This is a genomic window from Bacillus sp. FJAT-27251, from assembly GCF_001273925.1.
In the GTDB taxonomy this organism is placed as follows: Bacteria; Bacillota; Bacilli; order Bacillales; family Cytobacillaceae; genus Mesobacillus_B.
Map to the genome: position 1 here is coordinate 2,722,273 of NZ_LIGG01000001.1, position 11,200 is coordinate 2,733,472.

The 11,200-nt window shown below is 43.6% G+C and carries 11 protein-coding genes and 1 riboswitch; of the genes, 7 read left to right on the top strand and 4 right to left on the bottom strand.

Annotation, left to right across the window (positions count from 1 at the left end):
- Nucleotides 1–71: 71 nt before the first annotated feature.
- Nucleotides 72–683, top strand: coding sequence for a TVP38/TMEM64 family protein (locus ADU22_RS12830; protein ID WP_053362505.1), 612 nt, complete (start codon nucleotides 72–74; stop codon nucleotides 681–683).
- 77 nt (nucleotides 684–760) lie between these two features.
- On the opposite strand, the gene cdaS is transcribed toward ADU22_RS12830, so the two are convergent.
- From cdaS to ADU22_RS12845, 3 genes are all read right to left on the bottom strand, one after another.
- Complete coding sequence (gene cdaS / locus ADU22_RS12835; protein ID WP_502688744.1) at nucleotides 761–1,408, bottom strand: sporulation-specific diadenylate cyclase CdaS; 648 nt, start codon at nucleotides 1,406–1,408, stop codon at nucleotides 761–763.
- A 92-nt stretch (nucleotides 1,409–1,500) separates the two neighbouring features.
- The gene (locus tag ADU22_RS12840) at nucleotides 1,501–2,412 is read right to left on the bottom strand and encodes a sigma factor regulator N-terminal domain-containing protein (protein ID WP_053362506.1); all 912 of its coding nucleotides are present in this window, start codon (nucleotides 2,410–2,412) and stop codon (nucleotides 1,501–1,503) included.
- Complete coding sequence (locus tag ADU22_RS12845; protein WP_053362507.1) at nucleotides 2,412–2,903, bottom strand: RNA polymerase sigma factor; 492 nt, start codon at nucleotides 2,901–2,903, stop codon at nucleotides 2,412–2,414. The genes ADU22_RS12840 and ADU22_RS12845 overlap by 1 nt, the downstream gene beginning before the upstream one ends.
- A 298-nt stretch (nucleotides 2,904–3,201) precedes the next feature.
- Between ADU22_RS12845 and ADU22_RS12850 the strand changes: the two genes are divergently transcribed.
- On the top strand, nucleotides 3,202–4,815 hold the full coding sequence (locus ADU22_RS12850) for an alkaline phosphatase (RefSeq protein WP_053364561.1): 1,614 nt from the start codon (nucleotides 3,202–3,204) through the stop codon (nucleotides 4,813–4,815).
- A gap of 550 nt (nucleotides 4,816–5,365) precedes the next feature.
- Here ADU22_RS12850 and ADU22_RS12855 read toward each other — a convergent pair.
- Nucleotides 5,366–6,052, bottom strand: coding sequence for a phosphoribosylaminoimidazolesuccinocarboxamide synthase (locus ADU22_RS12855; protein WP_053362508.1), 687 nt, complete (start codon nucleotides 6,050–6,052; stop codon nucleotides 5,366–5,368).
- A gap of 231 nt (nucleotides 6,053–6,283) precedes the next feature.
- On the opposite strand from ADU22_RS12855, the gene ADU22_RS12860 reads away from it, so the two are divergent.
- From ADU22_RS12860 to ADU22_RS12880, 5 genes are all read left to right on the top strand, one after another.
- Complete coding sequence (locus tag ADU22_RS12860) at nucleotides 6,284–6,886, top strand: DUF421 domain-containing protein (RefSeq protein ID WP_053364562.1); 603 nt, start codon at nucleotides 6,284–6,286, stop codon at nucleotides 6,884–6,886.
- A 194-nt stretch (nucleotides 6,887–7,080) separates the two neighbouring features.
- Nucleotides 7,081–7,186, top strand: a riboswitch (TPP riboswitch).
- 139 nt (nucleotides 7,187–7,325) lie between these two features.
- Nucleotides 7,326–7,928: a YkoF family thiamine/hydroxymethylpyrimidine-binding protein gene (locus tag ADU22_RS12865; RefSeq protein WP_053362509.1), complete on the top strand. Its 603-nt coding sequence runs from the start codon at nucleotides 7,326–7,328 to the stop codon at nucleotides 7,926–7,928.
- Nucleotides 7,929–7,979: 51 nt separating this feature from the next.
- On the top strand, nucleotides 7,980–8,582 hold the full coding sequence (locus tag ADU22_RS12870) for an ECF transporter S component (protein ID WP_053362510.1): 603 nt from the start codon (nucleotides 7,980–7,982) through the stop codon (nucleotides 8,580–8,582).
- Nucleotides 8,563–10,290, top strand: a complete 1,728-nt coding sequence (locus ADU22_RS12875) for an ABC transporter ATP-binding protein (protein ID WP_053362511.1) — start codon at nucleotides 8,563–8,565, stop codon at nucleotides 10,288–10,290. The genes ADU22_RS12870 and ADU22_RS12875 overlap by 20 nt, the downstream gene beginning before the upstream one ends.
- On the top strand, nucleotides 10,274–11,053 hold the full coding sequence (locus tag ADU22_RS12880; RefSeq protein ID WP_053362512.1) for an energy-coupling factor transporter transmembrane component T family protein: 780 nt from the start codon (nucleotides 10,274–10,276) through the stop codon (nucleotides 11,051–11,053). Before ADU22_RS12875 ends, ADU22_RS12880 begins: the two co-directional genes overlap by 17 nt.
- Nucleotides 11,054–11,200: the final 147 nt, after the last annotated feature.

Sequence of the window (11,200 nt, forward strand, 5' to 3'; positions counted from 1 at the left end):
AAAATCCCGGATTTATTTTTAAGGATTATCTTTCATAATGTGCCTAACAGGAATAAAAGGAGTGGAACATTATGAATATAAAGGCTGCGGAGTTATTTTCCGATAAAATAAAAGCATTATTCAATCTGTTAAGGACTGTATGTATTTATTGCTTTTTCTTAATCCTGGCCGTGCTTCTTATCTATTGGATTAGCCGGTTAACAGCGATAACGGATGCTAAAGGAATAGAATCCATCCTTAGGGAACATATGTCACTGGCTAAGCTCATCTATTTTTTCATTTGCTTTGCCCAGCCCATTGTCCTGCCTCTGCCCGAGATGATGACCGTAGTCGCTGGAAGTGCCGTTTTAGGGCCATTTTCTGCTTTTGTTTTAGGGTATTCAGGAACTGTAATGGGAATTCTGACGATGTTTGTTTTATCTAGAGTGGGCGGTATGAAACTCGTAAGGAGACTCGTTAAGGAAAAACAAATAGAACAATATCACCGGTTTGTGCAAAGAAACGAGGTATTGATCGTGGCCCTTCTTTTTATTATTCCAATTTTACCTGATGAAATCATTTGTGTAGGTGCAGGAATTAGTGGAGTGAAGGCGAGAAGGTTCATCCCAATCGCCATCCTCTCAAAGTTCGCAACCAATTTATCACTAGCTTATTCCATAAATTTGACCCAGTTTTTTTCTTGATGCAGAGGGACGGTTCTCCTGCTTCGGTTTAAGCCTAACCCGCGATGGATGTGAGGCAGGAGAACCGTCCCCATGTTTTATAAAATGGAACTCGATGTTGTGATCGGGTAAAGTTTCCCGTCAATCGCAAAAGAGATCCTGCCTGTTTCTTCGGAGACAACTAGTACAAGTGCATCGCTTCGCTCGGATAATCCTAAGGCGGCACGGTGGCGGGTTCCCAGCTTTTTTCCACCGGTCGGCCTTTTCGTTAACGGTAATACATTCCCAGCGGATGCAATTTCATTTTTGCGAACTAATACAGCACCATCATGAAGGGGATTCCCAGGGTAAAAAATGGATTCCAGCAGCGGGTGGGTTAAATGTGCACCGATAGGCACCCCAGGCCGGATGATGGCATCCAATGGATCTTCACGCTCAATCACAATTAAAGCGCCATGCCGCTGATTGGAAAGGTGCTGGATGGCGGTGGATATGTCGAGGTATTTGTCCGTAAAAGGCGATAAATAACAATTGAAGTAAAAAGTCGCAGCGACCATTTCAATTTGTTCAATTTTGCTCTTGATGTCTTCAATTCTTCCAAGCATGCAATACTTATCGTTGTCTAAAAAATGTAAGCCCTGATCAATTTCCACCATAATATTTTGGAGACCTTCGCTTACTTGGAGTTTGAGGGGGGAAAAGTCGCAATCATTCAATCCCATGGTATACCTCATTTCTTTCGTCATAATTTAAGTCTCTTTTTTTACAAAGCATGACCATTATTCTTCCTCATATTTCTAGAAAATATTTAATGAGGCAGCAGAACCGTCACCATGCTTTATTTCTCAGGTTGAATATAGGGCACGATTGGCGCGGTGGCTCCTACTGAGGCGCCGCGGATAAAGTCTTGATTTTCCAGTGCTTTAAAATTTTGCGTTTGCCCAGTTAGCAGCACGCCTAGAATTTTTACTTCATTAAATGGTTTATTTTTGTTTTTATCCATAAACGCCTCGGTGGTTTCGTCATGGCTATTGGCATTGTATTTTTCCAGTGCTGAAACAAAGTTCTCGTAGGCCTCCTTGGGCGAATCAGCTGGATTGAACCCGTAAACAGGCATACCGGAAGGCCCATTGCTTTCATTTGTCATAGCGGATGTCATATACACCCAGATGATATTCAAATTGTCTGGAATTTTCGCCTGGATTTCCTTGAAGGTATAGGACTGATCAAAAGAAATCGCCACTTCGGCAACATGGTCTTCCATTTGTGAAATTTCACTTAGTTCATTTTGGACACCATCATGATACTCTCGAATGGATGGATGATAAAAGGTCGCTACTTTATTTTTGGTCTGTTTATCATACTCATAAAACTCTGTATCCGACCAATGAAACCCGGGAACCAACTCGTTGAAATCAATTTTAGTCCCAAACCAATCATACGAACTTGTCAGCGTACTCCATCGGACCAGATAACCATTGATATTTTTGGAACGGTTCGTCACAATGCTGCCGCCAAACATCGAAGAATTGCTCGTCACTTGAGAATCGATTTGAATATTCGGTTGAGCAATGGAGTGATACAAAAACAGCTTATCGTGAAGTCTTGCCGAACTTTTTGCAGCAAAGTAATTCCCAGTTCGATAAAGGATTGGCAATAGAATAAGCACAACGATGATGGAAATGAGGACGGTCTTTAAAAGTTGTTTTCGTTTCGCTTTTTTTAATGCAGTTTTTAGCGAAGTGTCCATTAACGTTTTCCTCCTATCTTTTTATTGATAAATTTACGGGCACGGTACAATTTTTGTTTAACGCTGTTTTCTTTCATATCCAAGAGGATGGCAATCTCTTCATAGGAAAAATCATAATAATACTTCAAAAAGAAAATTTCTTTGTATTCTTGTTTAATATCTTTTACTAAATAAAAAATCTCGTCTTGATTCAAAATGGCTTCAAACTCGTCATCTGTGTGCTGGAGCTTGGCATGAATCTCCTCGGTGAGGCTGATGTTCTGAGCCTCCTTTTTTCGTTTCAAATCAATATAATCATTAAGGGCGACCCGAAAAAACCACGGGCGGATATTGCTCTCAGTTAAGTCATCCAACAGCGTGTATACTTTGTAAAACGTATTTTGAATGATATCTTCGGCATCTTCTTTTTTAGCCCCTTTTACTTGCAATAGCCGAAACACTTCCTCCCCTAAATGGATAAGATAGGAAGTGAATGCATCCTCTTTATTCATTTTTATCCTCCTATACTTATACAACGGGTGAGCATGGTAAAATGTATACACTTCATTTAACTTTTAGAAAAAAGGATATGTCCATCCATTGTCTCATTTCAGTACTGTTGCAGCCTGATATTTGATTCCTTTCTCCTATAAAAATTTACATTGATAATAACCTTTTAAAAATCCTTTACACTTTGTTAAAACAGGCTAAATAATCCTATCCTAAGATTAGGTTGTATTAACTTAATTGCATTATTGGAGGGGAAAAAGGTTGGCTAAACATGTAAAAAAGAAGGTAGCGGGGGTTACCATGGCCGCTGCCATTGCGTTTTCATCACTAGGTTATGGGAATGTGAATTTAACGGAAGCGAAAGATAAAAAGAAGGAACCGACCAATGTCATCATGATGGTAATGGATGGCACGAGTGCAGGGGCGACGACTCTGGCAAGATGGTATAAAGGTGAAAACCTTGCAATGGATGAGATCGTCATCGGAGGTGTGCGTACCCATTCTGCTGAATCGGCGATTACGGACTCTGCACCTGCAGGAACCGCTCTTGCTACAGGAAATAAAAGCAATGACAAAGTTGTTGGACTTTTACCTAAAGTTGTACATACACCGGGCGTAGACCCAATTGATCCGGAAGATGCGCTTAATCCTGTGGCGAACGTACTAGAGGGAGCGCAGCTGAAAGGAAAGGCGACCGGAATTATTTCCACATCGGAAATCCAGCATGCGACACCAGCAGCGTTCTCTGCCCATGCTGCCCACCGCAGCAATTACCAGGATATTGCTGAACAGCAAGTGTACCAGGGAATCGATGTGGTCCTTGGCGGCGGGAAAGAATCGCTGGCACCAGGCTCCACAAGGAACGCCCGTGTAGATGGCGAGAACCTATTGGATGTGATTGATGGAAATGGGTATGATTTTGTTCAAACAAGGGACGAGCTGCTTAACTCATCTTCGGATAAAATTTGGGGATCGTTCGCGCCTTCCGCTCTTGCTTATGACTTTGACCGTCAAGCAACAAACAATAATGAACCTTCCATTGCGGAAATGACGAAGAAAGCGATCAATACGCTTTCAAAAGATGAAGATGGTTTCTTCTTGTTTGTAGAAGGAAGCAAACCAGACTGGGCCGCCCATGCCAACGATACAATCGGTATTCTTAGTGATGTACTGGCTTTTGATGACGCGGTGAAAGAAGCGCTCGACTTCGCGAAGAAAGATGGCAACACAATGGTCATTGCGGTGAGTGACCATGGAAACAGCGGAATCACAATGGGGAACCAAAACACGAACGGAAATTATCCGGAAATTCCAGTATCCTCCTACATTGATCCGTTAAAGAAAGCAACGATGACGGTTGAAGGTGCATTGAAGCAATTGAAATCCGACCGTTCCAACATGAAGGAAGTAGCGGAACTTTATGGCTTGGATAACCTGTCAGATGCAGAAATCAATTCTTTAAAAGCATCGAAATCATTGCAATCTGATATGGTCAAAATGCTCGCTAACCGTGCGAACATCGGCTTCACAACTGGCGGACATACAGGCGAGGACGTCTTCCTTTATGCTTATGGCCCATCTAAGCCATATGGCTTGGTCGACAACACCGATATTGCAAAAACCATGGCTAAATTCATGGGCGTCGACCTTGCAAAAACAACAGACAATCTGTTTGTGAACGCAAAAGAAGCTTTTGAAAATAAAAGCTACAAAACACGCATCGATGTAACAGACGAGCATAACCCTGTATTTGTTGCGGAAAAAGGAAACATCAAAATCGAACTGCCAGTTAACAAAAATTATGCAAATGTAACACAAAACAAAAAGACTTTCACAAAAACACTAGATGGAGTGACCGTTTATAACGGAGAAGAGTTCTTCGTATCGAAGAATGCTTTGAATCTGTCTAAATAAGTTGCCAATTAAGGGTTCAAGGTGCAAAAAGTGAAAAAAACAGTTTGCGAAAAAGCATGGTTAAGCGCCATGCTTTTTTGCTATTGACCGTCCGGAAAATGCTGAGATGCAACGAGTCGCAGAAATGTGGGGTAAGGACAAGACTTCATAGACGGAGAAATTCCGGCTAATGCCTATTGGAGAGGCTTTTGTAGGGGATATAAGCGGAAATATTCCGACTAACGTCTCAAAATAAGGCAAAATTCAAGGATTTTGATCAAATAAACGGAAAAACTTCCCTTAATTTTCGGGAAATATGGGTATTTCCCAAAATAAACGGAATTTCTCCGTTTATTTTTCAAATCAAAAAGAAGTTAAGATTCTGTTGTCTATGTGCATGTTATTTTTCACCTTCAATATTATTAGAGCCATGTAAAGAGAGTGAGGAAATCACCGGGATTTTTCACTCTACTTGCATGGCAATTTATTTTAAGAGAATCTGTAAATACATTATTTGGGCCACTTTTTTTATCAGTCTTTCCGTCCGGATTGCCCACGCTTCTTGCTCCTCTTAAAACTCCAGCAATGCCTTTTCCAATTCCAATGGTTCAATATACTCGCCATCTTTAAAGGCACGCATATTTCCTCCGGAGACCTCATCAATGAGGGCGATTTGTTTGTCTCTGCCTACACGTCCGAATTCAAACTTGATGTCGTATAGCTCGATTTCTTTCTTGGCAAGTTCCTCTTTGACCACATTCCCAATTTGCTGCGTCAATGCTTTTAACACTTTATATTCATCCTTGGATAAAATGCCAAGCATATCCAAGGCATCCTCACTAATAGGAGGATCCTGACGGTCATCATCCTTCAAGGTAACCTCAACGAAGGCATCGAGGTGCTGGCCTTCCTGTGCATATAACCCATACCTGCGCAAAAAGCTGCCTACCGCTCGATACCTGCAGATGACTTCAAGACCTTTTCCGAACATTTCTGCAGGCTTGACCGTCATAGCAGCTTCTTCAATATTGGCATCAATATAATGGGTGGGAATCCCTTTTTCTTTTAAAATCTCAAAAAAGTATTTGGTCAAACGCAACCCGGCTTGTCCTGCACCTTCCATCGTTAAACCGACACTGTTTGCTCCGGGATCAAAGACACCGTCCACACCCGTAACATCATCCTTGAATTTAAGCAGATAATTCCCATCCTCCAATTCATAAACATCTTTTGTCTTTCCCGTGTACGTAAGCTGCATATCAAATATCTCCTTAGTGAATAAGTATTTTGTCCAAACATTTATGAAGTACCGTAATCATTATAATATAAAAAATTGTGTTAATTAATAATATATTCTATGTTTGCAGATACCACCACTGAAGGTTCTTTCTGCTTGTGAGGCAGCAGAACCGTCCCCCTGCTCTAATAATTCTTCCTGTAAATGGATAAGCTGTTCATATAAAAAGTCGGGGAGATGATTTGGATGGATATGTCGTTTCTTTGGAAAGCGATTGTGCTGATCCTTTCAGGAATCATTCTGTTGAGGATTGCAGGAAGAAAATCGATCTCGCAGATGACCCTAGCCCAAACGGTTGTGATGATTTCGATTGGGACGGTCATTGTACAGCCAATCGTCAATAAAAGTGTTGTGAAAGCAGTTGTAGGCGCAGCCGCTTTTGTGGCTGTCATTCTGATCCTGGAGTACCTGCAATTGAAATTTAACTGGTTTGAGACAGCGCTATCGGGAAAGTCAAAAACCGTGGTTGTGAATGGAAAATTAGATATTAAAAATATGAAAAAATTGAGGCTTACAGCCGACCAGCTTGAGATGAGGCTCAGAGGCAAGGGGATTACCCGCTTTCAGGACCTTAAAGTTGCCACGATTGAACCGAACGGCCTGCTTGGGTACGAATTGAAGGAAGACGCCAAGCCAGTTACGGTGGGGGAGTTAAAAAAAATACTGAATTCCTATGGACTACAACAACAGGATTCCAATCAGAAAGGCAACGAATCCTCCGCAACTAACCAGCAAAATATCTTCACCGAGATAAACAGTTCAAAGGACCAAAACCATGCCGACTATTTACAATAATGATGCACGGGGAGAGTTCTCTTGCCCCATTTTAAGCCTAATCCGCTGTGGGATTAGGCTTTTTGCGGGGATAAAAGGACAGATCATTCCTTACTGTCAGCAGGTGAGGCAGCGGAACCGTCCCCGTGTTCTGAAAATTTGTTGTTTCTTATTGGTAAGTTTTGTCGTACAATGAATGGGACATGTTCATATTTGTTTCGCACTAGGGGAGCTGTAAGGCTGAGAAGCGGGTGAAATTCCTGCTGACCCTCATGACCAGAACTAGGTAATGCTAGCGTGGGGAAGTGCAAGTGACTTCATTATTTTGCTGTATACTCTTTATGATTCACTGCATCTTCCTATTTGGAGATGCAGTTTTTTGTGTTTTACGAGTATACATGCATCCCCCAATCTGAAAAGCGAAACGGATAAAAAATGAAAAAAATAGGAGGAAGGTAGAATGCAAGGTTTAAGTTGTGGAACAAGCAGAATCGCAGGGTGCCGTTTTTCCATCTATCCGATGGCAGACAATTTTGTTGAGGTGATTTTAGCCGCATTAAAAGAAACGGATACAAGCAAGGTCTGGATGGAAACGGATGATGTAACAACATGCATCAGAGGACGCAGTGAGCACGTTTTTGACGTAGCCAAGGCTATTTTCATCCACGCCGCTAAAACGGGTGTACACGTTGTGTTCAATGGAACATTTTCTGTCGGCTGCCCTGGAGACAGTGAAGGGGACAGCTATATGTCAGAGAATGATGAGCGCTTGAATGAAGAAGCCTCCAGCCAAGAAAAAGTGGAGGTGGCGACCCAATTTGCGCTCTATCCGATGAACAATCCCGACTATATGCAGATCATCGCCGATCAGGTAGAGGTGGCAAAGGATCACGGAACATTCACTAAGGGCGTCCATTATGCTTCCCGCCTTGATGGGGATGCGAACGATGTGTTTAAAACCCTTGAGCAATCCTTTGTTAATGCGTCCAAAACGCATGAACGCAGCCATGTGACGATGACAGCCATCGTTTCAGCGAACAGCCCATCAAAGAAGGACAAATAGACCGGTCAAAAACTAGGCAGGATTAAAATACCTTTTAAGGAGTTCATCCAAATGACGAAATGGAATTTGCGCGAAATTGTTCTGATGGCGATACTAGGTGTCGTGTTTGCCGTCATTTACCTATTCTTTTTCACGGTTGGAACGGGCATTACCAACCTCTTAACGCCATTTGGCCTGGGGCCTTTTGGATATGAAGTCATCTTCGGGATCTGGTTTATCGTTTCCATCATTACCGCCTACATCATTCGCAAGCCAGGAGCTGCCTTAATTTCTGAAACGATTGCCGGGGGAGTCCAGGTGCTGTTAGGCTCCCCGGCAGGTCCGATGTTGATTGTTTCCGCCTTCATTCAGGGACTTGGCGCCGAAGCAGCCTTTGCGGCCACGAAATACCGGAACTATTCCAAAGGGGTCCTTGTTGCTGCCGGAATTGGTGCCGCTTTGACAAGTTTTGCCTGGGGTTTGTACCATTCCGGATATATTGCCCTTTCCCTCCCTCTGCTTAGCTCGATGCTGATTGTTCGTGTGATTAGCGGCGCCCTGATTGCCGGCCTTTTAGGAAAGTGGATCACCGAAAGATTGGCCGACACGGGTGTGTTGAGAAGCTATGCACTTGGAAAGGAGTGGCAGAAAAAACGTGAGCATAAAGCATCATAAGCCGCTCATCTCGGTCGAGGATTTTTCGTTTGGCTATGATTCCGACAAGGAACCGCTTTTAAAAGAAATTTCACTGACCATTCGTCAGCAGGAAACAATTCTTTTGATTGGACCAAGCGGTTCCGGGAAAAGCTCTCTGTCTCTTTGCTTAAATGGCCTTTACCCTGAAGGTGTTGAAGGCTGGGCAACAGGAGAAGTGAAGTATAACGGAACCCCGTTAAGCCAGTTTAAAAAGGGAGAAATCAACAAGGAAATCGGGGTTGTCTTTCAGGACCCCGAGAGTCAATTTTGCATGGTGACGGTGGAGAATGAATTAGCGTTTACGCTTGAAAATATCAAAACACCAAGAGCAGAAATGGCTGGTAAAATTGACGGCATTTTACGTGCTGTCGGGCTCACCGAGGAAAAACATCGGCCGATCCATGAATTGTCTGGCGGGAATAAGCAAAAGGTGGCCCTTGCTTCGGTTCTCCTTTTAAATCCAGCATTACTGATCCTGGATGAGCCGACAGCGAACCTGGATCCAGCTTCCCGGTTTGAATTCATTCAATTGATCCATTCATTACAACAAGAGCGGGGTTTTGCCTTATTGATTATCGAACATCAGCTGGATGATTGGCTTCCGATGGCGGACCGGGTCGTAGCCATCAATCGGAATGGAAGCATCATGTTGGAAGGAAAGCCTGAAGATGTGTTTTATAGCCAAGCTCATCAGCTAAAAGAAGAAGGGATCCACATCCCGAGAATCGTGGAAACCGTTCTTGATGGATTTGGAGGAGAGGTTCCTGAAACCGACCGACCCCTAACCGAAGAGGACTTGGTTTCATGGATGAACAGCTCCGGCCGCACTCTGGATCCCTTTCCAAGTGACAATAAGGTACGTAACACATCCGCGATTATGAGAAATGAAGTTTTATCCATAAGGGATGTTTCGTTCTCGAGGGGGAAGAAGCCAATCCTGAAAGGAATCAACCTTTCACTGCATGAAGGAGAGCTGATTGCCATCGTCGGTAAAAACGGGGCAGGTAAGTCGACGTTGTTGCAGGTAATGTCAGGAATTCTGAATCCTAAAACAGGTAGCAGATTGCTTTTGAATAAAAGCTATGAAGCTTGGTCGGAGCGTGAAATGAGGAAAGTCATGGGGTATGTGTTTCAAAACCCTGAGCATCAATTCATTACGGATACGGTTTACGATGAAATCGCGTTCGGAATGAAGCTAAACCGGACTAATCAGGACCAAATTGAGCATAACGTACACCAGCTGCTGCAGCGTTTTCATCTGCTGTCCCATATTTGGAGCAATCCCTTTGCCTTAAGCGGCGGACAAAAACGGCGTCTAAGTGTAGCGACGATGCTGGAGGACACGCCAAGTGTTTTACTGTTCGACGAACCGACCTTTGGCCAGGATGCGCAAACAACGAAAGAATTGATGCAGATGATTCAAACGCTCCAAAAGCAGGGGACAGCGATCGTATTCGTTACACATGACATGGACCTGGTCGACCGTTATTGTGAAAAAGTGCATGTCGTAAACGGAGGGGAAGTGAGCTTCAGCGGAAAGCCGGATGAACTATGGGAAAGACCGGACATCCTCCATGAGGCGAAACTCAGGCTCCCTTTCCGGGCAAGAATCAATCAATTGCGTGAAAATCTCCAAGCAAGCGAGAACAAACAGGGAGTGGTGATGGCGCATGCTAACATCCATTAATCCAACGATGAAGGCTTTTGCTGTATTGATTCCAGCCCTGCTCCTGGCATTCACGTTCGATCCGCTGACACCACTCATTTATTTGATATTTACGGTTGCAGTCACGTTTTTCACGGGCGAAGTGGCTTTCAAGCGGTGGGTCATCATTGTTTCGCCTTTTCTTTTATTGGCAGCAAGCTTTGCCTGGATGACCATGCTCCATCCTGGCGGCGCTTTTTCTGGCGGGGACGTGTTATTTTCCCTTTGGTCGTTCCAGGTGACTTCAGAAAGCTTTCAGGCCGGAATTTCATTAGGCTTGCGCTCTCTTTCTTTCGCAGCGTTATCTCTGCTGTTCATCTTAACGACCGACTCCACGAAATTCATGTTAAGTTTGATGCAGCAATGCAAGCTGCCGCCAAAGCTGACATTCGGGATTTTAGCCGGTTATCGTTTTTTGCCGACCTTCCGTTACGAGCTCCAAGTGCTAAGGCAAGCCCATCGCATTCGAGGGGTAGGGAGGGCAAGGGGAGTCAAAGAGCGTGTGCATCAGTTTCGGCGCTATGCCATTCCGCTTTTAGCCAATGCCATCCGTAAAGCGGAGCGGGTAGCGCTTGCGATGGAATCAAAAGGATTTACCGGAGAAGCCGACCGGACTCATTATCATGAAATGACCATCCAAACTCGTGATTGGGTTTTTGTGAGTGTCTTTGTTGCCATGTTTTTCGTCAGTGTGTTTTTATCTTATCAGCTCGGGTTTTTAAATATTTTTGGGAAACAGTTTTAACCCTACAGTTAAAAGCCGCACTGCAGCCAGTGCGGCTTTTATTTATTACTTTCAATGGTTTCAATGAATTTCTCGCTTGTTTCAAGCCTAATCCGCTGCTGGATTAGGCTTTATTTGCCGCTTTGGTCCGTTTATTTTCCATTTTCT